The organism is Acidobacteriota bacterium (assembly GCA_039683095.1).
Taxonomy (GTDB): domain Bacteria; phylum Acidobacteriota; class Aminicenantia; order Aminicenantales; family Saccharicenantaceae; genus RBG-16-66-30.
Map to the genome: position 1 here is coordinate 1 of JBDKSB010000009.1, position 25,038 is coordinate 25,038.

The 25,038-nt window shown below is 63.0% G+C and carries 6 protein-coding genes; all 6 read right to left on the bottom strand.

Features of this window, described 5'->3' with window-relative positions; translation table 11 throughout:
• Window positions 1-6,110, bottom strand: a 6,110-nt coding sequence (locus ABFD52_06065; protein MEN6560318.1) for a carboxypeptidase regulatory-like domain-containing protein, incomplete at its 3' end; no start/stop codon positions are given.
• Window positions 6,111-6,353: 243 nt separating this feature from the next.
• The gene (locus tag ABFD52_06070) at window positions 6,354-10,100 is read right to left on the bottom strand and encodes a C25 family cysteine peptidase (protein MEN6560319.1); all 3,747 of its coding nucleotides are present in this window, start codon (window positions 10,098-10,100) and stop codon (window positions 6,354-6,356) included.
• A 108-nt stretch (window positions 10,101-10,208) separates the two neighbouring features.
• Window positions 10,209-13,649, bottom strand: a complete 3,441-nt coding sequence (locus ABFD52_06075; GenBank protein ID MEN6560320.1) for a fibronectin type III domain-containing protein — start codon at window positions 13,647-13,649, stop codon at window positions 10,209-10,211.
• Between the two features lie 268 nt (window positions 13,650-13,917).
• On the bottom strand, window positions 13,918-22,704 hold the full coding sequence (locus ABFD52_06080; GenBank protein MEN6560321.1) for an Ig-like domain-containing protein: 8,787 nt from the start codon (window positions 22,702-22,704) through the stop codon (window positions 13,918-13,920).
• Between the two features lie 432 nt (window positions 22,705-23,136).
• On the bottom strand, window positions 23,137-24,324 hold the full coding sequence (locus tag ABFD52_06085; protein MEN6560322.1) for a DegT/DnrJ/EryC1/StrS family aminotransferase: 1,188 nt from the start codon (window positions 24,322-24,324) through the stop codon (window positions 23,137-23,139).
• Between the two features lie 56 nt (window positions 24,325-24,380).
• Window positions 24,381-25,028: a sugar transferase gene (locus ABFD52_06090; protein MEN6560323.1), complete on the bottom strand. Its 648-nt coding sequence runs from the start codon at window positions 25,026-25,028 to the stop codon at window positions 24,381-24,383.
• Window positions 25,029-25,038: the final 10 nt, after the last annotated feature.

Genomic DNA, 25,038 nt, shown 5'->3' on the forward strand with positions numbered 1-25,038 from the left:
CTCCAATAATAGAACGGCCGCCCGCCCGAGCCGGCCAGGGCGCCGCTGTAAGCGACCCCCAGCTCCCCGGCGGCCAGCGACTCGGTCGTCACGGCCAGGGCCGGCCGTTCGGCCAGCACGGCGTCGATTCCCGAGGTCGTATTGCCGACCGTCACCTCGACGGCGTCGGCGGAGCCGTGGCCGCCCTTGTCATCGTAGTATTCTGACAGATAGTTGCGATAGGCGGCATCGGCGTTGAACCAGACCTTGTACGAGCCCGTCGGCAGCCGCCGGAGGGTGTACGCGCCGCTCGCGTCCGTCAGCGCCGAATAGCACGCGGCCGGGATCGCGGCGTCCTGGGCAACGACCGTGAGGCCCTCGACGGGGTCGCCCGATCCGTTCGTCACCAGGCCCGTGATCAGGCCGGTCTCGCTCGAGAAGGCGGCGTCGAGGCCCGAAACGGTGGCCCCGGCCGCGACCGTGACGACGTCCGCGGCCGTGAAGTCGGCCCGGTCGTTGTACCACTCGACCGTCATGTTCTCCGTGGACGGCCGGAACCGGACCCGGTAATCGCCGGGCGGCAGGTTCCGGATGGCGTAGGCGCCCGCCGCATCGGTCGTCGCCGACAGCGAAAAAGAGCCGTCCGGGCTGAAGGCGTAGACGTTGGCCGAGACACAGGCCTGCCCGCCGCTGTCCGTTATGGTCCCGCTGATCGCTCCGGCTTCGGCCAGGACGCCGTCGATCCCGCTGGTCGAATTCCCCGCGGTGACGGCGATCTCCTGGGCCTCATTCAGGCCGAGGACGTCCGGGTAGTATTCCGAGATATAGTTCGCCGACGCGACCGTCGCCGCGTTGAACCGGATCTTGAACGTGCCCGTCGGCAGCCGGCCCAGGGAATAGTTGCCGTCCGCGTCCGTTGACGCGGATTGGAGGGCCATCCCCGCCGGGTCGCAAGCCGTCACTTGGACGCTTTCGATCGGGTTCCCTTCCCCGTCCGTGATCCGTCCGGCGATCACGCCGGCCGTTCCCAGGGCGGCGTCGATCCCGCCGGTCGTCGCCCCGGCGGCCACGGCCACGGGCATCGCCGAAGCGAATGAAGTCGCGTCGCTGTGCCACTCCGTCGCCAGGGCGTATCCGCCCGGGGCCCGGAAGCGCACCGCATAGTTGCCCGCCCGCAGGCGGTCGATCTCGTATCGGCCGTCGGCGTCGCAGACATCACCCGCGGCTTGGACCGCGTCGCCCGCGTAAGCGAAGGCTGCGGCATAGCCGAGCGGGTCCCCCGACGCGTCCGTGATCCGGCCGCTGATGACGCCGCCCGGCGTGAGCTGGCCGTCGATATCCGCCAGCGTCTCCCCCGCCACGAGGGTCAGGACCTCGCCGCCGTGATAGGCCTCGCCGAGGAAATTGACGTCCGGCGTCCAGTCTAAATCGTCGTTGAAGTCGCTGACGTTGAACTGGACCGTATAGAGGCCGGGCGTGTAGCCTGTCCGGTAGGTGCCGTCCTCGCCGGTCACGACCAGCGGCCGGCTGACGTTCCAGTCGAACGGCGAGCCGTAGAGCTCGACATAGGCCCCGGCGATCGGGTTCCCCCCGTCGTCCGTCAACGTGCCCGTGACGAAGGCCAGGCCGAAGTCGGCGTTGGCGTCGATCGTCAGCGCATAAACGACCCCCGGCGCCTCGTAGTAAACGTTCGAGATGTAATACCAGCCTTCGGCCGCGCCGTAGATGTAGGCCGTTTCGTCATCGCAGCCGCTGGTGTTATAGCCCAAAAGACGCTTGTCGGCGTCGAGGATGGCGAAATCCATGTCCTGGCGTATCGTCGGATCGGGATAGGCGGTCCCGCTCAGGACGACCCGGATGTCCTTGCCGGCGTCGGCCGCCGAGACGTAGAACTTGAACCAGTCCTCGTCGCGGATGATGAGGCCCGAGGTCCTCCCCATCGGCAGGACGGCCGCCGTCTCGAAGCTGTCGTTGTCCTCGAAGGCGTCGTCGACGCCGCCGGCGAAGGCCGCCGCGTAATCCTCGGCCGTCGCGTCCGCCGCGATCGCGTCATAGGTCCGGTCCGCCGGAGTGAAGCTGAAGCCCGGCAGGGTCGGCGTCGCCGTCCCCGACCAGCCGGCCGGAACGGCCGCCGCGTAGGCGCCGGCCGCATCGGTCGTCGGGGCGCCGGGAAGCCCGGCCATCGTGACGCCGGCCAGCCCGGCGCCGTCGCGCGTCACGGTCCCCGCGATGCGGTATCCGGCCGCGGCCGCATAGTCTTGTCCCGCGGCGTCGGCCGTGACATTGGCGTAGGTCCGGGTCGCCGGTGTGAAGGAATTGCCGGAGCGGACCGGCGTCACCGTCCCCGACCAGCCCGAAGGAACGGGCACGATATAGGTGCCGTCGGCGTTCGTCGCCGGGTTCCCCGGCAGCCCGCTCATCGTCACTCCGGCCAGCGGCGTCTGTCCCGAAAGCACCGTTCCGGAGATCATATAGCCGGACCCGGTGTACTCGCCGATCGTGATGGACAGCTCCCTGGTCGCGGACATCTGCCCCGAGGACGAATCGGTCACGGTGACCATGAAGCTGAACGTGCCCGCCGTCGTCGGCGTGCCGGAGATCGCCCCTCCAGCGCTCATCGCCAGGCCCGGCGGCAGGGCCCCCGAATAGAGCGTCCAGCGATAGAGCGGCCAGCCGCCCTCGACGCCGAGCTGCTGGCTGTAAGCCACGCCGATCTCCCCGCCCGCAAGCGAGGTCGTCGAGATCGCCAATTCCGGCCGATTGGCCAGCTCGGCGTCGCTGAGCGGCGTCGATTCGCTTTCGTTGACCGTGATCGTATCGGCGGCGGCGAAGCTCGTCTTGTCGTTATAGTATTCGGAGACGTAGCCCAGCCAGTTCGCGTCGGCGTTGAAATAGACCTTGACCGAGCCGGGCGGCACCTGCCGGATCGTGAAGTAGCCGTCGCCGTCCGAGATCGCGCTGGAATAGGCGGATTCCTTCGACGCGTCCTGGGCGATGACACGGACCGAGTGGATGGCGTAGCCGTAGGCGTTGACCACCCGGCCGATGATCATGCCGCCTCCTCCGGGGAGGGTGACATCGATGTTCTCGGTGGTCGCGCCGGCCGCGACCGTCACGGTGCCGGCCGCGGCGTAGGACGTCGCGTCCGGATACCAATGAGGGATGCGGTCGCCCTGCTGGCTGGGACGCGCCAGGACCTTGTAGGTCCCCGGCGGCAGGTTATTGAGGATATAGGTCGTCTCCCCAACAAGGGGAACGGCCGGCGAGACGCTCCACTGGAAATTGCTGGCCGTGTCGAAGGCGATGACGGCCACGCTGCCGTTGTTGTTGAGGATCCGGCCGGAGATGGACCCGGCGGCCGGAAGCACGGCGTCTATGCCTTCGGTCACCGCGCCGGCGACGACATGGGCCGTCGTCGCATCGGCCAGGAAACGCGTGCCCGGGTAATACTGGGAGACCAGGGAGATGGTGCCCACCGAGGCCGCATTGAACAGGACCTTCCAGTCGCCGGCCGGCACGGCCGAATGGGTGTAGTAGCCGTCCCCGTCCGTCCGGACGGTCCACAGCGTCAGTCCCACCGGATCCACGATGGAGACCTGCAGGTCGCCCACGGGATTCATGTCGGCATCGAGGACGCGGCCCGTGATCGCGCCCCAGGTCTTCACGTCGAGCGACGCGTCGATGCCCGATGTCGTCCCGGCGGCGGCGGCCCCGACCGGGTCGGCCGAAGCGAAAAGCGCTTTGTCGTCGAACCACTCGTTGATCAGGTCGCCGGACCCCGTCCGGGCGCGGACCGCGTAGTTGGCGGCCCGCAGCCGATCGACGCGGTAAACGCCGCTGGAATCGGTGAGAACGGCGGCGACCCGCGACCAGTTGCCGAGATAGACCTGCGCGCTCGCGCCGCCGAGCGGCGCCCCGCTTCCGTCCGTGATCTGCCCGGTGATCGTCCCGCCGGGGATCAGGTACATATTGACGTTCTCGAGGGACGCCCCGCCGGTCAGCGTCAGGACGTGGTTGTACTGATAGACATCCCCGAGGTAGTTCGCGTCGGGCGTCCAGGCGAGACCGTCGTCGCCGAAATCCTGCGTATTGAACCGGAGCGTGAAATCACCGGGAAGCCAGCCGATCTTGTAATAGCCGTTCGCGTCCGTGAAGACCATGGGCCGGGTGACGTTCCAGTCGAACGGCATGGCGTAGAGCTCTACGGACGCCCCGGCGACCGGGGACTCCTCCTCATCGTCCAGCACCTGCCCGCTGATATAGGCGAGGCCGAAGGTGTCGCTCAGCTCGGCCGACAGGGAGTAGACCGTTCCCACGGCCCCGACGTAGTTCTGGACGACGTAGTACCATCCCTCGGCGACGCCGCAGACGTAGGCCGTTTCGTCCGGCGCGCCGCTCAGGTTGTAGCTCAGGAGCCGGCCGGAGGCGTCCAGGATCCCGAAGTCCAAGTCCCGGCGCGTCGTCGCGTCGGGGAAGCCCGTCCCCCAGACCCGGACCTTGAGGTCCTTGCCGGCGTCATCCGCGGGAACATAGAACTTGAACCACTCCTCGTCGCCGAGCACCAGGTCGTGGGTCGTTCCGAGCGCGAGGGAAGCCGCCGTTTCGAAGGTATCGTTCTCCTCGTAGGCGTCGTCGACGCCGCCGGCGAAGGCCGCGACGTAATCCTGCGCGCTCGCGTCGACGGCCTGGTTCGAATAGGTCCGGCTGGCCGGGCTGAACGTGAAGCCGGGCTGGACCGGGGTCACCGTCCCGGTCCATCCGGTCGGAACCATCGCCGCGTAGAAGCCGAGCGCGTCGGTCCTGACGGTGCTCGGAAGCCCGCCGATGAGGACATCGGCCTGTCCCAGGCCGTCGAACGTGACCTGTCCCGAGATCGTGATGTCGGCCAGGGGGACGATCGGACCGTTGGCGGCGACGACCGCCGCCGTGGAGGCCTCCTGCCAACCCCTGGAAAAGAGCTCCGTCCCTTCCCCTTCCCTGACGTCCCAGACGATGATCCCGCGCCCGTCGGCCCCCGCGGCCCGGACGATGGCGGGATTGCCGCCGCCGCTCCGGTCCTCATCGAGAACGATCTCGGCCGAGGCGGCCGTATCGCCCCAGCCGATGGTCCTGGCCGCGATGTCCCGCGCGGCCGGGGCCTCGACGCCGGCCGCCTGATAGGTCACGAGGATACGGCCGGCCAGCCCGGCCGCGAAGGCCGCCGGACGGGACTCGAGCCGCGACTCCGTCGCGGTCAGGTCGCCGGCCAGGAGGACCTGGTCGCCGCCGATATCGGCGAAGGCGATCTCCGAGCGGCGAGCCCCGCGCTGGGCCTGCCAGACTACGAAATATCCCGCCGTTCCGGGCACTCCGGTCACGCTCGGGGCGGTATTCCGGGCTCCGTCGGCGGCGACGGCGACCACGCTTCCGAGCGCGTCGGCCGACGCCGCGCCGGCCGGGACCTCCCGGCCTTCGATGTCGATCCGGCCGGCCGCGACCGGCTTTTCCCAGGCCACGAAGAACTTGCCCCCGGCCTGGTTGATGGAGGGGGCTTGAAGGTTGTCGTAGGCCGATCGGCCGAGAACGACGGCGTCCCGGGCCTCTTCTCCGGGTCCGCCGATGCTCCGGCCCTTGATCACGTTGAGGCCGGACTCGTCGAGCTCTTCCCAGACGACGAAGAACCGGCCGTCCAGGCTGGAGAAGCCGATGTCGGGATGATCGACGGGCCTCCCCGCGTTCGCCGTCACGCTCCTGAAGCCGTCGATCCTGCCCTCGGCGTCGACGGCACAGGCTTCGATCGACCGCCCCGTCGACCAGACGACCAGCCAAGAGCCGGCGCCCGTGGCCGCGGCCCGGGGATGCCGCTCATCGCCGGCCGAGGAAGCCAGATGCATCACCCGGCCCGCGGGATTCCCGTCGCTGTCGAGCATCCGGGCCTGGATGTCCCAATCCCCCGAGCTCCGCCCGGTCCGGTCCTGCCAGACGACCAGGTATTTTTGGGCCTGCGCGTCATAGGCGATGCCGGGCCTGGCCTTGATCGTCCCGCCGCTCGCGACGGGCTGTACTTTTTTCTGAAATTCCGCGGCCGCGAAAGTCAGGGCGATAACGAGGAAGAAAGAAAAGAGGATAGGAAAGAGGCGCGACTTTTTCATAGGACCTTCCCTCCGATGCGTTCCCGGCGGCCTTATCAGAAGCGGGCCGGCTTCGGCCGGCCCGTCCTCAACGAGACAGGAACGGAGAAGGAAGGAAGTGATCGGCGGTCATCGATAGAGCGTTAGGAATTCCCCTGCGGCTTCCCGTTTCTCCGCTGTTACTCCAAAGATGAATGGATTCTCCGACAAGCGCCCTATTATTGCAAGGACTTTTTATGATGCCGCGAACATCTCTGGAGTCGGCTATTTAAGTTTCCTCTTTTGGCCATTCCGCCCGGTCGCCGGCTTCTCGACGGCGGACTCGCCGGGTTGGCTGTTCTTTTGTTCCGTCCAGACGAAGCCCGGCTCGCCGGGACCGGGCGCGCGGAGGTCCCGGGCCCGCTCGTTTTCCTTCGGTTCCAGGTTGACGTCCTCGAAATAAGCGAACCGGGCGCCGCCGGGGCCGCGGTCGGAATCGTCCAGCTTCAGCCCGGACACTCCCGGCTTCACTCCGTTCCCCGCGCCCCGGAAGGTCTGGGCCGGGGCCGTTCGTGCGGCCGCAGCGAGCCCGCCCGCCTCGGCGATCGTCCCCTGCGCCCGCATCGTTCCGGCGGCGATGTCCCGCGCGGAAGAGGACAGCCGGGCCCAGGCGCTGCCGTTCGAGTACTTGACCCAGACGCCGCCCTGAGAGGGCCAGATGCCGATGAGATCGGCCGTGCCGTCGGCGTCGATGTCACCGCCGGCGACCTGGCTGGCCTGGGAGGCCATCCTGACCCAGGCCCCGTTCATGGAATTCCTGTAATAGACGCCTTGCCCGTCCCAGGTCGCCAGGAGGTCGTCCCGCCCATCGCCGTTCATGTCCGCCACGGCGATATCGGCGGCCGTCGACGACAGCCGGACCCACGCCCCGCTCTGGGAATATTTCACCCAGACCCCGCCCTGGGAAGGCCAGATGCCGACGAGATCGTCCGTCCCGTCCCCGTCGATGTCGCCGGTCGTGATCATCGTCGCCGGCGAGGCCAGCTTGACCCAGGCGCCGGAGACGGAGCTCCGGTAGAAGACGCCCTGACCGTCCCAGGTCCCGAGGAGGTCCGCGCGGCCGTCGCCGTTCATGTCCCCGGCGGCGATGTGCACGGCCGTCGAAGAGAGCTTGGCCCAAGCGCCGCTCTGCGAGTACTTGACCCAGATCCCGCCCTGGCTCGGCCAGAGCCCGATGAGATCGTCGATCCCGTCCCCGTCGAGGTCCCCGGCCGCTATCATCGTGGCCGGCGAGGACAGCGCGACCCACGCCCCGGTATCCGAATTCCGGTAATAGACCCCCTGCCCGTCCCACGTCCCGACGAAATCGTCCGGATAGATCGTCACGACGCCGAAGTTCGCCGTGACGCTCTTTGGCCCGTCCATGGTGACGGTCGCGGGATTGTCCGCGGAATTGAAGTCCCCGCTCCACCCGGCGAACACGCTGCCGGCCGCGGGGACAGCTTCTATGACTGCCTGACTCCCCGCCGCGAAGCCCTCTTCGTACGGCAGGTCATGGGAGGTCCCGCCGACCTTCACCGCGCCGCCGCCGGCCCCGCCCGCCGCCAGGGACAGCGTGTAGACGAGCTGGGCGGTGGTGAAAGCCAGTTCCTCGCCGTAAGCCGTTCCGTGCGAATTCGTCGCGTAAGCCCGGACATAGTACAGCGTGGACGGGACGAGGCCGGTCAGGCTGCTCGTGAACGCCCCGGTCCCGCTTCCGTCCGTCGTGTGAGAGCCGGCGGCCGTCGGATGCTCGGCGGTGCTCCAGCAGACCCCTCTCGCCGTGACCGCGGCCCCGCCGTCCGCGAGGACGACGCCGCCGCTCGCCGCGGTGGTGGTCGAGATGCCGCTGACCGCGGCGGTCGTCACGCCGGGGGTCGTGTTCGTCCGCGCGTAGTCCTGGTTGAGGCTGCTCGCCGCCAGGCCGGAATAGGTCCGCGAGGCGGGCAGGAATTCGTAGCCGGACTTGGAGGGGGTCAGCGTGCCCGACCAGCCGGGGGCGACGCGGACGCTGTAGAAGCCGGAAGCGTCGGTCGTGACGGAGCCGGCGCCGTAATTCACGGCCGCCCCGGCGATGGGGCTGTTGTTCGTGTCGCGGATGGAACCGGCGACGACGAGGTCGGAGAAGAGCCGGCTCGCGGGATCGCCGAAGAGGTTGAAATCGAACAGGTTCATCCACGAGGCCCCGGTCCAGGCGGAGTACATGTTGACGCCCATGTCGCTCTTGACGGCGAAAAGGGCGTCGCCGGCCGGCTTGGCCCCGGTCACCAGCTGCTCGGCGTAGTAGTAGCCGATGCTGGCGTTGTCGGCGTAATACTTGAGGGACAGGCGCCACGACGTCACGGCGTACCAGCTCACCCGGCTGGCGGCCACGGTGGCGACCGCGCCCCGGATGAGGAGGAGGGAGCCGAGATTGGACGGCTCCTCGGGCGTCCCGTTCGAACAGGAGCACTGATAGACGAAAGCCGGGCGGCTGTCGTCCAGGGAAGAGACGTCGTTCGCGTTGAGGATGTAGCCGGTGCCGCAGTCGGTGTATCCGAGGTAGGCGCCGAACCAGTTCCCGTGGCCCCACCAGAGCACCAGGCCGTAGGGATTGGCGTCCCAATGGGCGGCGGTCGCGCCGCTGAGGAGCTCTTCCTCGCTGTCGAAGACGGAGTTCGCGGCCGCGCAGAAATTGCCCTGCATATAGAGCCGGTGGTAGCCCATTCCGGAGGGGGCGACGTAATTGTTGACCATCGCCTCTCCGAGGTAGGCCCCGTCGGTGGTGGCGTCGCTGAAGCTCTCGGGCAGGAGGGCCTTCCGCCTCCAGGCCGTGTCGGATGAGCTGCCGTAGGCGATGATCTTGGCCAGGACGTCGTCCAGGTAGGGATATTCCTCATAGACGGGGATCCGGCCGACGTACACCTCGTTGACGAAATCGACGCCCCCGGTACCCCGGTCGCCTGCGTACTCGCCGAAATTCCCGTCGGCGTCGAGGTCCCAGTTGCCGGTCAGGTCGGCATAGAAGTAGTCCGTCGGCGATTCCTGATAGGACGATTGGTCCGATCTCGGCCAGCACATCTTCATCGGGATGTCGCCGGCGGCGGGGTCCGGATTGCCGATGAGCAGGACGTACTTGACGGCCAGGGCGGCGTAGTTGTCGATCAGCCATTGGCGGATCTTTTCCGCGGTCCCATCGGGGGACTGGCCCGTCAGGCCGCCGAACTCGTCCTCGGTGATGACGAGCGGCGTGTGCCCCTGGCCCGTCAGGTAGGCCGTGAAATCGGCCAGGGCGGCGGCATGGGCCGACTCGATGGCGTTGGTCGTTATGATCACGTAGTCGTTGGTCGCCTGGGCCTGGGGCACGACGACGGCGGGCCGGTACCATTCGGCGGCCGACGAATAATTGAGGAGGAGGCCGCGGGCCCGGTCGTCCATGGCCCCGTCCGCCAGCTGGGCGTCGGAAGCCAGCCGCACGGCGGCGAGGCTATAGCTGATGCGGACGGTCGCGCCGGGGACGAACACCAGGTCCTTCGTCACGGGGTTGTAGCGGAACGGCGAGTAGGCTATCTTCGCGATCCGCCATTTCCTCAACCGCGAAAAGCCCGCGTACTCGACGGTCTTCTCCGGGAAGTAAGCATCCCGGCCGTACACGCTCTGATAAGGATCCAGGACCCTGTCCTTCCCGTCCCAGGCGGCCAGAGGAGGCATCTCCGGGATCACGAACCGGCCGAGGCTGACCGGCGCGGTTTCGTCCGAGGCGACGGAGATCGTCCCGATCTCGACATCCGGGGGCAGGGCCACATAGAAGACGCGCACGGGCAGATCGGGGTATCCGGGGACGCCCAAGCTCGCATAACCGGGCATGACGATCCGGTGCGATCCGTCCGCGCCCGGAGTGATCTGATAGGACGGGGCGGTCAGCACGATCTGCTGCTGGGCGGCCGGCAGGGAGGCGATGCCCAGAGCGCCCGCGAACAAGATGCCGAGAGCGATGATCCGGATGGATTTCATGGCCTGGTCCCCCTGAGGTCCGTTTGACCCGAATCTACGGATTATCTCCGGCAAAGTCAAGGTCCGCCGTTCGTTCCCCGGGCCGGAGAACGGCGCCCCGCCGGGCGGCTATTTTTGAGAACGTCGCGGGTTCTCCTTTTTCCTGTCCGCGGTTCTTGTCTCGCCCGGGAAGGCGTTTTTCTGCTCGGTGCAGGCGAATCCCGGCTCCCCGGGACCGGGGCGCGACGCCCCGGCGCCAAGCGCCTCGCGAGGCTCGAGGTTGATGTCTTCGATGTGGACGAAGCGCGCCCCGCCGGGGCCGTCGGCCGCGAGGTCCTTGCGGACGGCCGCCGCCCCGGGACCTTCGGCCGCCCCGCCGACCGGCCAGGAAAGCTCCTCGGTCTCCTGGACGCCGGTCCGGACCGAGGCCGCGGCCGCCGCGCCGCCCTCGTCCCCCGCCTCGGCGACCGGCCTCATCTTCCCCGCGGCGATGTCCCGGGCGGTCGCGCCCAGGAGCTGCCAGGCCGCCGTGCTTGAGGATTTCGCCCAGACCCCGCCCTGCGACGGCCAGACGCCCATCAGGTCGTCGGCGCGGTCGCGGTCGATGTCGCCGGCCGTGATGAGCGTCGCCGGCGAGGCCATCTTGACCCAGGCGCCCGTGATGGAGTCCCTGTAGAACACGCCCTGCCCATCCCACGTGCCGAGGAGATCGACCCGGCCGTCGCCGTTCATGTCCCCGGCGGCGATGTGCACGGCCGTCGAGGACAGCCGGGCCCACGTGCAGGTCTTCGAATATTTGACCCAGATCCCGCCCTGGGCCGGCCACAGCCCGATCAGATCGTCCGTGCCGTCCCCGTCGATGTCGCCGGCGGTCACCATCGTCGCCGGCGAGGCCATCTTGACCCAGGCGCCCGTGACCGAGTTCCTGTAGAACACGCCCTGCCCGTCCCACGACCCGACGAGGTCGACCCGGCCGTCGCCGTTCATGTCCCCGGCGCCGATATAGGCGGCCGTGGAGGACAGCCGGGTCCACGCGCCGGTCGCGGAGTACTTGACCCAGACACCGCCCTGGCTCGGCCAGATCCCGATGACGTCGTCGATGCCGTCGCCGTCCAGGTCCCCCGCCCTGACCATGTTCGCGGGCGAGGCCATCCGGACCCATCCGCCGGTATCCGAATCCCGGTAATAGAGCCCCGTGGCGTCCCAGGTGACGACGAGGTCGTCCTTCCGGACGGCGGCCGCCTCGATGGCGAAGTCGGCGTCCGAATCGTCCGAGACGCCGCCCTGCCAGACAAGCACGCGGCAGTTCGTCGCGACCGTCTCGTCAGAGGCGATCTTCCAGGAGAATGTGCCGGCCGTGACATCGGCCGTGCCGAGGGTCTTCTGATAGACCCCTCCCTCATAAAGGTCGATGGTCACCGTGTCCGCCAGGCCCGTCTCCGCCCAGGTGACGGCCTGGGTCGAGCCGGCCTTCCAGGTCTCTCCCCCGTTGGGCGCGATGACCGTGATCCCCGCCGGCACGACTTCCGCGGCCGCATAGTCCTGGCCCGTCTTGTCGGAGGTCAGATCGGCATAGGTCCGCGAGGCGGGCTCGAAGGAATAGCCCTCCAGGACCGGGGTCACGACGCCGGACCAGCCGGCATCGACGGAAACGCCGTAGGCGCCCGCTTCGTTCGTCACCGGGCTCCCGGGGAGTCCGGAGAGGGTGACGCCGGCCAGGGGCAGGCCCTCGGCCAGGACGGTTCCCGAGATCGAGACGACGGTATTGATGCTGGCCACGGCCGACACTTCGGCGCTTTCGCCGCTGTCGACCGCGTTCGAGTTGCCGGCGTTGGCGTCCGTGTGCGTCCGGACGACGAAATAATATCTCTGGCCCGGCGTGAGCCCGGTCACCTGCAGGAACGCGGCCTTTTTGTCCACCGTGTGCCCGGCCGACGCATAGGGCCCACCGGAGGCCTGCGAGACGAGAACGTCATAGTAGCCGCCATAGGTCGTGAAGGCGATCGGCGTCCACGAAACGAGGATGTTGCCGCCGGCCTGGGTGGCGGCCGTCACGCCGGAGGGGGCGACGGTCTGCAGGCTGGCCCAGTCCGAATCCTTGGAATCCAGGAACGCGGCCAGCGACGAGTCCGACGTATAGAGCGCGTTGAAGCTGAGGTCCGTCGTCGCCGGGACCAGGGCCGTCAGGTTCATGAGGGACGCCGGCAGGGGCCCGGCCAGCATGTTCGAGGAGATCCGGAAGGCCTGGAGCTTGGTCAGGCTGCCCAGCTCCGCCGGGACCGTCCCGGCAAGGTGATTCCCATTGACGCTGAGGTCGATCAGGTTGGTCAGGGACCCGAGCTCGGCCGGGATGGACCCGGTCAGCTGGTTGGAATACAGGTGGAGATACGCCAGCTTGGTCAGGTTTCCCAGAACGGCGGGGATGGGGCCGCTGAGCTGGTTCAGGTGGATATAGAGCGTGACCAGGTTGGCCAGATTGCCCAGCTCGACCGGGATCGGCCCGGTCAGGGAATTGGATTGCATCCGCAGATCGGTCAGGGCCGCCAGGTTCCCGAACTCCGGGGGGATCGTCCCGCTCAGGTCGTTGAACTGGAGGAGCAGGGTCCGGACCGAGGTCAGACCGCTCAACGCGGCCGGGATGGACCCGGTCAGGGAATTGAAGCGAAGGTCGAGCATGATCAGTGAATGGAGATCGCCCAGTTCCGACGGGATCGAGCCGCTCAGCTGGTTGTTGCCGGCGACGAACTCCTGGAGATCGGCCAGGCTGCCGAGGCTCGCCGGGATCGAACCGCTCAGCTGGTTGTACTGGATGTAGAGCTTCTGCAGGGCCGTCATATTCCCCCATTCCGTGGGGATCGATCCGGTCAGGGCGTTGGTCTGGAGAAGGAGGTCCCGGAGGGCCGTCAGGTTGCCCAAACTCGCCGGCAGGGAGCCGCTGAGCCGGTTGTCGTGCAGGTCGAGCGTCGTCAGGCCGGTGAGGCTGCCCAGCTCGGACGGGATGGCCCCGTCGAACAGGTTGGAATAGAGGGACATGGTCTGGAGGCCGGTCAGTCCGCCCAGGCTCGACGGCAAGGAGCCGCTGAACTGGTTGTAGTAGAGATTGAGCGTCGTGAGCTGGGTCAGGTTGCCCAGCTCGGCCGGCAGGCTGCCGCTGAGCTGGTTTTCGCTCAACTGCAGCGTGGTGAGATTTACGAGGTTCCCCACGCTCGACGGCAAGGAGCCGCTGAGCTCGTTGTGGCGGAAGTTCAGGACGGTCAGGTTCGTGAGATCGCCGATCGCCGCGGGCAGGCTGCCGATCAGGTTGTTCGTCGGGAGGCTGATGCCGGTCACGGTGGTGTTCGAGGCCCCGACGGTGACGCCGTACCAGGTGTTTTCCGTGCCGGGCATGGCGAACCCGTCGGCATCGAGCGGCGGCGTTTTCCAGCCCGAGTTGGTGCCCCAGGAATCGCCGCCGGTCGCGTTGTAGAAGGCGATCAGGGCCTGCCTCTCGGAGGCCGGGATGGCGCCTTCGAGAGCGGACGTCAAAGCGAGCAGGGCGAATAGCGTGAGAACGGCACTCGATCTTCTCATGGCATACATCTTCCCGCGCAACATGAACGGCTCATCGCGATTTAAATTTATCCATTTATTTTCAACGATTTGCTAAAGCGTTTACTATCGCCCCCAAAGGGGATTTTTGTTTCCCCTCCAGCGATGAGGCGCCTCCCCTCTGGCGGGGGCTCTTGGGACGCGCCCCAGGCAGGATAGAGGTCTGCCGGCGGCCAGTCAAGCCATCTGCTCTCTGCTGGCCGCCGACAGGCCGAGATGGCCCGAGCCGTACCATGGTCCGGGCCAGCGATTATTTCATGATCTTCTTGCCTTTGTTGTTCGGCTCCCTCGGATCATTCCGGGCGCGATCATCCATCTTCTCGCCCGGGATCAGGTTCTTCTGGTCCTCGGCGACGAAACCGGGCTCCCCGGGTCCGGGAATACGCGTCAGCGCCGCGGCCGGGTCCTCGGTCGGCTCGAGGTTGACGTCCTCGATGTAGATGAAACGTGCGCCGCCGGGCCCGTCACCCGATAGATCGGTCTTGAGGACCGCCGTTTCGATCCCTTCGGTGTCGCCCGCCGCCATCGGCAGATCGACCGCGACTCCGGCGGCCATCGGCGTGCTTTCCGATTCCTGGAGCCTCATCAGCCCTGCCGAAATGTCGATCGCGGTCGAGGAGATCTTCGCCCAAGCCCCGGACGTCGAGTACTTCACCCACACGCCGCCCTGCGTGGGCCAGATGCCGATCAGGTCATCGAGCCCGTCGCCGTCGAGGTCGCCGCATGTGACCTGGGTGGCCTCCGAGGCCATGCGCGTCCAGGCCCCGGTGAACGAATCCCTGTAGTACACACCCTGCCCGTCCCAGGTCGCCAGCAGCTCGTCCCTTCCGTCGCCGTTCATGTCGCCGGCGGCGATGTCGCGCGCGGTCGAGGAGATCTTGGACCAAGCGCCCGTCCGCGAATACTTCGCCCAGACCCCGCCTTGGCCGGGCCAGATGCCGATCAGGTCATCCGTCCCGTCTCCGTCCAGGTCGCCGGCCGTGATCAGGGTTGCGGGAGACGCCAGCTTGACCCAGGCGCCGTTGGCCGAGTTCCTGTAGAAGACGCCCTGGCCGTCCCACGTCCCGACGAGATCGACGCGCCCGTCGCCGTTCATGTCTCCCGCGGCGATGTGCCGGGCCGTCGACGACAACTGGGCCCACGCCCCGTTGGACGAATACCTTGCCCAGATCCCTCCCTGTGACGGCCACAGGCCGAGGATATCGTCGATCCCATCGTTGTCGATATCGCCGCCCGCGATCATCGTCGCCGGCGAGGCCAGCCTGACCCAGGCGCCGGTGTCCGAGTTCCGGTAGTAGACGCCCTGGCCGTCCCAGGTGGCCAGGAGATCCTTCTTTTTCGGGGCCGGCGTGGTCGTGACCTTGATATCGTCGATGTAAGCGAATGTCCCGACGGACGACCAGCTCCCCTTCATGAAGGCCAGCTGGCAGATCGGGCCGCCGGCGTTCGTCGCCGGGGCGACCCCATAGTTCACGCCGTTGATCCTCAAGACCAGCTTGTCCGTGATCGTATTCCAGGTAAGCGAGATCTTGCTCCACACGTCGAACGTCAGCTTGGGGAGAGAGGTGAAGTCGGTCCACTCCGTGCCGTTCACATAGTACTTGACGGTCCCGTCCGCGGAGATCCAGAGCCAGAACCTTACCGTGGGGTTTTTGTACCAGGAATCCTGAGAGGACAGGTAGATACAAGCGGTCTCAGGTCTCGTCGAAGGGGCGTAGTACCAGAATTCCGCCGTCCCCTTCTCAATGGGAGAAAAGATCTTATAGCACTCCGCCTCATCCTGATTGGCATAGCCGCTATAGTTCCTGATGGAATTCGGCGCGCTATGGGCGTTATCCGAGGTCAGTCCGGACTGATCCCGGAAACCCCAGCCCTGCGTCGTGCCGTCGTCGAAGTCGGAGAAGAAGGCGATGCCCGTCCCAAAGCTGAAGGGCCCGCTCGTCGAATATGTGGTTCCTCCGGAATTAACCGCCACGACGTTCCAATAATAGAGCTGGTCTTTGGCGACGTTCACCGAGAGGCTGGTTTCCGTCGTGTTTGCGTGGAAGCCCGGGGTGCGGCTCGTGCCGAAATAGATGTCATATGAGGTTGCGTTAGCCGAGGCCGTCCAGGTCAGTGTCACGGATGGCGTCAGTCTGGGGACCGCCGTGACGCTGGCTGGCGACGTGAGATCGAATGCCCCCGGCGGAGGCACCGTCGTGAACGACCAAGCTGCCGACCATTCGCTCCAAGCATCGTGGATGTCCTTGTAGCGGACACGCCAGAAATATGTCGTCTCTACCGCAAGGGTGCCGGCAGGAATCGTGACCTGGATCCCAGCGATATAGCCCTCGCCGCTGTCCCATACGGGGGTCGAGAAATCCCCATTGTCATCCACCTGCCACTGGCTGTTCGAATGTTCATCCCCCTCCGGGTCGCTGAAGGCCGACGCTGTAAGGATCGGCTGGAGGCCCTGGTCCGTCGCCGCGTCGGCCGGGCTGACCGGAGACGGCGTTTCGGGCGGCGAGTTCGCCCCCGAAATCTCATAGACACCGCTTGCGATCTCGCTCGGCTGCATCGAGGAATGATAGGCTCTCGCCTTTAAGGTCGTCGTGGCGTCGATATGAACTGGGGACGCATAGGGCGTAGAGCTTTGCGTCGGATCCAAGCCGTCGGTTGTATAGAAGATCGTCGCATCGGCGGTCGCACAGCTGATCGTAATGTTCTGGGCGGACGAATAGGTGCCGGGTTCGGGGGTAAAGACGGGAGTCGCCGCTTTCCCGATATTGACGACCACCGAGTCTTCGACCTGGACCGAGGCCGGAGGATCTTCCAGGACGACCAACTTGACGGTGTATTGTCCGGCCCCCAGCGCGGACGTGTCCCATTGACACAGCAGGCTTCCCGTCACCGGGACCGTGATCGCGGATGTGATCTCGGTCCATGCCGACGGAGCCGCGCCTTCACCATAAAAGACCTGATACTGCAGGAAATTGAGGTCCCAGGCGGTCCCGCGGATATCGACGATCCCACTGACGTTCTGACCGGCCGTCGGACTGGAAAGGACGGCGATAGGAGCGGTCACATCGGGCTCGACCGTAAACGTCCAGGAGTAGGATTCCACGAGCCCGTTCCCGGTCTCCGAAAGGATCCCGGCGGAGCCGCCGACGAGAGTCAAGGAATAGACTGCGGAGTTCGTCAAATCCCGCGAGGGGATGAAGGTGATCTTATTGCCAACGGGCGTATAGGAAATGCTGCCCGGAATGACCTGCAGTCCGGAATCCCGGAGGATGACCGTAGAGCTTGTGATCGTGGAGAGGTTGAGCGAGCTGTCGAAGAAAGCTTCCACCGCCGGGCGGACCGACACATTGATCGCTCCGTTCACGGGAGACACCCCCGTGACGGTGATGGCGAAGGAACTCACGCTGAAGGAACCGGACTGCTGGGTGCCGGCGGGGGAATTATCGCCGTCCTGCACGGTGATCGTGTAATTATGGATGCCCTGATTAAAAGGACCCGCGATAACCTCATAGGAGCCGGCGGCGGCATAGACCGTTCCATCGATATCGCAGACGCTTGTTCCGATCCCCGATGCGTCACTGGCCGACCAGGAGATGCGGACTTGTTCGTTGGCCTCGATAGCGCCGTCGCCGTCGCCCCCGTATTCCGCAACCGCGATGTTGGATATCTGTGGACCCGAGATATCGTTGTCGAGGACGACATACGTCTTCGCGGCCTTATTGTTGGCCGTATTGTCCGACTCTGGAATGGCGTCGTCGGGATCGACGACCACGTAGATCTGATAAGTTTGGGCCAACAAGGGTTGCCAATCGACCTGGACGGCGGCGTTGCCGCTCTCGGAAATCGATGCGATCGTCTGATCGGCGCCGATCTGTGTGCCGCCCGAGGCGGGGTCGCCGCTGTAGAAGCGAACCACCACGTTGGCTAGGGGCGATGGGCTCAGGTTCTGGACCAGGGCCGAGATCGAGACGGTCCCGCTCTCGAGAACCGTTTCGGGATCGAATGTGATGTTGTTGGAGACGACCTGGATGTCGACCGATTCCTGGTGCGCAAGAACGGGAAATGCGGCCGGATCGGAATTCTCGGTGGCGATCACGATCTCGTTGACCGGCGTGGAATTCGTATTAATCAGAGCGACCGCGTCGGGCTCGCTATCGACTTCAGCTTCGGTGCTCTGCCAGGAAACAGCATGTGAATTGTCCGCGATGGTTTCATAGATGCAAAGATGCGAGTCCGCCGCGCCGCCGAGCCCCCCCACGACGATCTCGGTCGCTCCGTCGTTATCGGTATCCCCAGCCGCGACGCAGTACCCGTTCATGGATCCGGGCAGAAGGTAGTGTTCAGGGGCCGCCGTATTCCAGGAGTCGGGCCCCGGCGATTCTATGATGAGGAGATACCCGTCCTCCGAAACGTGAATGATCTCCTTCCTGGTATCTCCGTCAGTATCGGCAACGACGAGATCCTTGAGTGAACAGTATCCCAGATAATCCCCGATGGAGGGCTCGTACTTGAGAACCGGCGTCAAGGGGGGATAACTGTTGACCGCCGGGCTTTCATAGATGTACAGCTGGGCGTCATCGGTACCGAAGATGATCTCGCTATGGTTATCTCCGTCCGAATCCGCGACCTTGACCACGGGGATCGACGTGACATTGAATCCGTTCCGATCCAGGACGACGGGGCTGGTCCATCTAAGCGAGAAGCTGCTGCCATTCCATTCATATACCAGGACCCGGGGATCCGCGTCGCCTTCGCGAGCGACGATGATCTCCTGATTGCCATCATCATCCGCGTCCCCTACGGTCATGGCCGTATAGCCGTAGGTCGTGCCCCCGTTAAAGGCAACGGTTCGGGCGACCCAAGTATCGTTCCCGGTGGCTTCGTACCGGAGAACCCTGAATGGCAGTTTGCTGCCGGAAATATACAGGGAATTCGCGAGGACGACGATGTCGGTGTAGCCATTCTTGTTGAAGTCCGCCAATGCCAAAGAATGGGTTGCCGGGACGCCGCCCAGATCAGGAATGGTGCCCGTCGGGACCAGCTCGAAATCATCGTCCGCCACTTTTTCATGGATCTGGATATGGGCCGGAACGGGGACATAGTTATCCGTTACTCCGGCCGAGGTCGCGACGGCCTCGATCTTGCCGTCATTGTCCGTATCGCCCACCGCGATATTGTTGAAATCCCGGTCGATGAGCTTCTCCCAAAGCTTCGTGTAGCTTGCGGCGGGATTGGCCGCGGTCACCGTTCCGGTTAGGACGAACTCCACGGTGGCCTGTCCATGAGCGTTCGAATGGATCGACAGGGTCCTGGTAATGAAGCCGTCCAGGGCACTGGTATCGACGTTCATCGTGAAGGTCGTCGTAGCTCCCGGCGCGACCGTACACGGATAGGTTATGTCCGTAATGGTTGTATCAGAGAGATTCGGATCTATGCCGCTTATGACCAGATCCCCGCTGCCGCGGTTCCGGACGGTGACCACATGGGCAAGAGGCGTCCCTGGAGTTATGAGACCGAAATCATAAGTTGAAGGCGACAGCCGAATATAGGGCGTCGGCACGACCGTAAGAGTGATGCTCAGATCCTGGTACTTGTCTTGGTCTGGGCCGTACCATACCCGAAGAGGGGTCGTTATCGCGCCGGCGAAGCTCATTGGCGCCTGGTCCGTATCAAAGGCGGCAGTGTCGGCCTCGGTGCTCCCGGCCAGGATATCCGGATAATTCCCATTCAGATCCGTGAACACATTAGTACCCCAGGCCGTGCTCTGTTCGAGGATCCCCTTGGGATTGACGCAGGCCGCAGTGCCCATGTTTCTCAAGTGTATGAAGAAGTCGATCTCCTCGCCGCTTTCGAATACGCCATCCCCGTCCCCGCTGGATGAATCGACGATCTGAATATGGTCGACGACGAGATTCGGGGTCAGAGCGCCCGGGGCCGGGAAGGTATAGGTGAAGTAAAATGTCTGATAATAATGGTTACCGGATAGGTCCTGGTATTCTAGGCGCAGGGTGAATGGCGCGCTCGAAAAAGACGTCGCGTTGACATAGAAGCAGAATTCCGCGTCGGGGACGACATATTGACCGGAGGAGATGTTCCCGTAATAGATGAAGTTATCACCTTCGCTGAAGTCGATCTGAGACGCCGACGAACTAAGGGTCCCATATACAAATTTGATGTCTTGCCCTGACGTGTTTCTAATTGGGATGGTGACCCTCAGGGTTTCCAACCCTTCGGGTATGCCGTTGACATAGGTCTGATTGTTCCCGGGGTTTTCATCATCCCAGACCCAGCTGGCTTGGCTGGACAATTCGAACTGGGTTCCGGACGCCGGCAGGCGCACCTCGACTGTCCCAGTGCTGTATTTGATCACGGGGGGATTGACCTGATCCTCCAGGACGGCGACTATATAATAGGTTCCGACACTGACCGAGCTCGTGTCCCAGAAGAAAGAATTTTGGTTGCTGTCTTCGTATATGCTTGCCGCTATTCCGTTCTCATCTCTGATAGCGGCATGTCCATTCCCAAAGTTTGTATCGGTGTCGTAATAGAGCGTGATCAGCGCGTTGCTGTCTGGATCCGCGTCCGTCCAGCGGACAACGTAATAGCCCGATTCCGTGCTTTCTGCGCCCGTCGGTGCGGTGAAATCTAAACTCGGAGGCACATTATCTTCAGTAGGCACGTCCTCTATACTGAAGCTAAACTCGTAAGGACTGGGGAGATTATTTCCAGAGACATCTTTCACTCCAGTTCCTATGGTTACAGTTATAGTTTCTCCGAATTCAAAAGCTGCAATTGAATCAATGACAAGCGTGTCGCTCGGCGAATCAAATCCATAATAGCAGGCGTGTGTCCCGCTGGCCGAGCCAACGACGTGCACTGCCGAGTCCGAAAAGGACGCGTTATCCATATCCTCATCGAACTTGACAGTTATCAGCCCATACCTGCTAATTCCAAAAGAATATGACAATACTGAAGGCGGATCCGACTCGGGCTCCTGAGCCGTAAAAGTGACAAGTTGGGAATCCACTTCTGTATCAGCAAGTATGCTGAATACGCTTTTCTTAAGGACTATTTCAAATGGTTCGTCCAAATCAGTAGGAGTTACCCAGAGCTTAAAAGTGTGTTTATCTAAAAACCCTAGAGATACGGGCGACGATTCAGTAAATGGCCATGTCCATCCCATATCTTCGCCCCCGTCCCCAGCCCGAATTCCCACATAGAAATCACCAGCAGACGGGGCGACAATATCGACATCGACTGTACCCTGCCTGTCCTGAATGAGGCTGGACGTGGTTATGTCCATAATTCCATGCGATATTTCCACAGCCCGACAGGCATTCTCGAGGTTTTCGCATTCCGCATCGCTCCAACCATTGATGATTGCCGCCCTCGCCAAGGCATCACTTAAATCCCAGAAATCTGCAGAACTGGGCAAACCCGCATCTTCCACCATATAGAAGAGATCCGCGGTTTTAGAAAGCCCCATCTTGTCAATTACGTACCCATAGAAGTCATCCCCCGGAGCCGTTCCTTCAGCGAGGAGATAGGCCAGCTTGGATATGATTGTCGAATTAATATGCACCCCACCGTTATCCAATTCTCCTGTATAGAAACCGGTGTCACTCATCCTATCAGGGTAATGAGACGAATAAACTATGTTTCCATTCTTGTCTTTGATATTAATATCTATCACTGGCGGGTCAGCAAGGTATCGAAGAGCCAATACGGGAAGACCCTCTCCAATCCACCAGTCGCCGTCCCCATTATCAAAGTCGACAAACGTGGCAAATATATCCGAGAACGCTTCATCAATTGCACCAGATTGATTCAGATAAGTTAAGTTAGACTCGCAGTATGTCACCCAATGCGTATATTCATGGGCAACCATATCGTCTGTCAGATAATCATCACCGAAATGAAGCCGTTCGGTATAAAGAACGCCTCCGTCGCTAAACTCAGCATCTCGCCAAGGGGGAATCTCATCCGATGGGCAGTATCTTACCGTAGCTCTGATAACATGACCGTTGTTATCTACGCTATCACGTCCATGGTGGTCTTTATAATAATTATAAGCATCAGCTAAGAGGCTATATACTTTATTAATATCATCTGATCCTTCGCCAATATACTCAGGATCGTTTTCAGAGCGTCTCACTATTCCATTTGATTCTGTATTACTTGCATCACTAATCTCTCTATTTATTGCACTACGTATGTTTGATAAATGGAGCTCTACCTTGCCGCTATGAGCATTAACTAGGACGAGTTCGTTGACCCCGCTAGCCTTTTTATCCACTATTCTTGTTTGCCAAACTAGCTCAACAGGACCAGTGTTGCCCACGATTGACGGCCCATAGATTGTAAGCTCTGCAGGCGAGGCCTCTAACCCTGATATATTCTCTTCATCAGAAACAAAATTAATGGCCGCCTTTTGGGCATCATTTTTTGAAAGCGTGGGCGCGATTGATAAAATGCCATCATCAAGAACTCTCGTATCTCTCAATATATCGCTTGATAGGTACTCAATGCCGCCTTGACTATTAATGTGTGTTATAAGCTCTCCGGAAAAAATAGGGACGTTATGGTATTCTTGCTGAAGACGAACGATATTGCGACCGTTTCTTTTTTTCTCTTTAAGAAGCTTGAAATCGACATATGGGCTATTAATGCCTAACGCATATCCATTCTCGGTTATAAAGTTCTTCGTGGTCTGAACATGATCACCCTTAACAACGTCAAGAGCTGCAAAGGAATGATTCGCAGGCGCAACCAATGACCTGATACAACCATCTTCGGACATTGAATATCGTGGCGCCCTCTCTGCATTCAAATTCGATCCGACTTCTCCCGGAGTTGATTGTCTTAAGCGTTTTAAAAGCGTTTCAATGTATTGTTTCCTGTTATCGTCATTCAGAGTCGAGAGCTTTTTCCCCTGCTCACGGGTCTGCTGTCCGAGAAAATTGCCAGAAAGTAAAACCATAACCAGGGACAGAAACAGCAACCTCAGCAGGTTCTTTTCAGCTCTGGCTTTTTTCATCTAGCTTTCTCCTGTTCCTTAGAGTTTCCCAATCATCATAGGTAAGTGTCCCAGCATCCAATCAAGTGGATTTCATACTGGCAAATCGCCGAAAGAGGAATTGATAAAGGCCTCACGTTTAGCTGAGATCTTCGCCGTCGCCCCGGGTCTTCCTTGTTGAAGAAGAGCATATTCTGACTATGCACTCTGTCCGATCGCTTTTCCTTTAAGATACCCCTGGGCCAAAGTCAATATGCTTCTTTTCAATGTCAGATAAAGTCATGATTTGTCACGTAACGGGCGAGCGAAGCTCTTCGCCCGCAGCTGACAGGCCCTTGCATATCAAATAAATAATGGCCCGTTCGAGTCACTATTTGTCAGACCCCAAGGAACAGACCGCCCCTGCCTTTAGGAAAATGGGAGGTTCAATAAGAAAGAAGACCTAATGATACTTCAAAAAGAGCTCTTGAGCTTCTGAACTACAATGTCAACCTGCTTTTCCCTTAGGCCATTATAGAACGGCAGCGCGATCGTCCGGGCCGAGACGCTCTCCGTCACCGGGAAATCGCCTTCCTTGAAGCCGAACATCTTCCGGTAGAACGGCTGCAGGTGGATGGGCGTGAAGTAGTTGCCGCAGATGATCCCCTTCTCCCTCATCCCGACGATAATCCGGTCCCGGTCCTGCCTCGAGAAGCGCTCTGAAAGCCGGACTACATAGACGAACCAGCTGATGCGCTCCCCGTCCCTGGCCAGGGGAACGACGACATCCTTCAGGCCCTTCAGCCGCTCGGCATACCAGCCGGCGACGCGTTCCCGTTTGGCCAGCATCGCCTCTATCCGGGAGAGCTGCCCGATCCCCAGGGCGCAGTTGATGTCGCTCAAGCGGTAGTTGAACCCCAATCGCTCGTGCTGGAGCCAGGCGGCGGTCTCGCCCCGCCCCTGGTTCCTCATGCTCCGGCACAGGCTGGCGATGCCGTCCTCGTTCGTGACCAGCATCCCGCCCTCGCCCGTGGTCATCTGCTTGTTGGGGTAGAAGCCGTAGGCGGCCCAGCGCCCGAAGGTCCCCGCCTTGCGCCAGACGGCGTCATGTCCCGCCCCCCCCGCCTCGACCCTGATCTCGGCGCCCAGGGCCTCGCAGGCGTCCTCGATCACGCCGAGCTCGTACTTCCCGGCTATGTCCATGATCGCCGGCATGTCGCACGGACGGCCGAAGACATGGACGGGAAGCAGGGCCTTGAGGGCGCCCTCGCCCTTCGCAGCGCCCTTGCTCCTCAACTCCTTGACCTTTTCTTCCACCTTCCCGGCGTCGACATTGAGCGTCACCGGGTCGATGTCGACGAAGACCGGCTTCGCCCGCTCGAAGAGCAGGCAGTTCGCCGAGGCCACGAAGCTGAACGGACTGGTGATGACCGCGTCCCCCTCCCCTATCCCGAGCGCCCTCACGCCCAGGTGCAGCGCGCTCGTGCCGCTGTTGACCGCGACGGCGTGCTTGACGCCCAGGAACGAGGCGAACTTCTCCTCGAACTCAGGGAGCCGCGGCCCCAGACTCAGGTTGGGCGTCCGCAGCGTCTCGAGAACGAGCTCGCGGTCCGCGTCCGTGATGTCCGGCCGCGAGAGGGGGATTCTGACGGGGATCTTCATGAAAACATCCTTGGTATCTTGATGGCCAGTTCAGTCTCGGCGATATGCCGGAGATTCTATTCGATATCGCCCGGAGATGCAAAAGGCGGGCTTCCGGCCTTCTCGCCCCGGAACGGCGCCCGTGCCGTCCGCCAGAGCCAGCCGATATCCCCGGCGAAGGTGCAATGGTCCAGGTATTCCAGGTTGATCCGAACCTTGTCGGGGAAGATCACGTCGTCGTTGAAGCGGGCCGGGTCCGGCTGCGCCGCCAGGAGCTCTTCTTCGGCCGCATACTTGATGGTCGCCGGGCCGGTGATGCCCGGCCTCAGGTCCAGAACGCGCCGGTCCGCGCCGGCGAGCCGGTCATAATACCCCGGCACGTCCGGACGCGGTCCGACCAGGCTCATCTCCCCCACGAGCACGTTCCAGAGCTGCGGGTACTCGTCGAGCTTGAACCGGCGCAGGACCTTCCCCAGCGGCGTGATCCGGCTGTCGCCCCTGACCGTGACCGGCGACGGATCGCCGTGCCCGGCGCTCATCGTCCGGAACTTGCGCACAGTGAACAGGGCGCCGCCCTTCCCGACCCTTGGCTGGCGGAACAGCGCCGGGCCCGGCGAGGTCGCTCTCACCAGGACGGCGATGAGGCCCATGGGGATCGCCAACACGACGAGACCGGCGGCCGAGGCCGCGAGATCGAACGCTCTTTTCCCGAACTTCCGGTACATGCGGCCTCAT

Bases quoted from the DNA above. Each gene is read 5' to 3' on its own strand.
- ABFD52_06080 (MEN6560321.1), bottom strand. From the start codon at position 22,704: ATGAAAAAAGCCAGAGCTGAAAAGAACCTGCTGAGGTTGCTGTTTCTG.
- ABFD52_06070 (MEN6560319.1), bottom strand. From the start codon at position 10,100: ATGAAATCCATCCGGATCATCGCTCTCGGCATCTTGTTCGCGGGCGCT.
- ABFD52_06090 (MEN6560323.1), bottom strand. From the start codon at position 25,028: ATGTACCGGAAGTTCGGGAAAAGAGCGTTCGATCTCGCGGCCTCGGCC.
- ABFD52_06075 (MEN6560320.1), bottom strand. From the start codon at position 13,649: ATGAGAAGATCGAGTGCCGTTCTCACGCTATTCGCCCTGCTCGCTTTG.
- ABFD52_06085 (MEN6560322.1), bottom strand. From the start codon at position 24,324: ATGAAGATCCCCGTCAGAATCCCCCTCTCGCGGCCGGACATCACGGAC.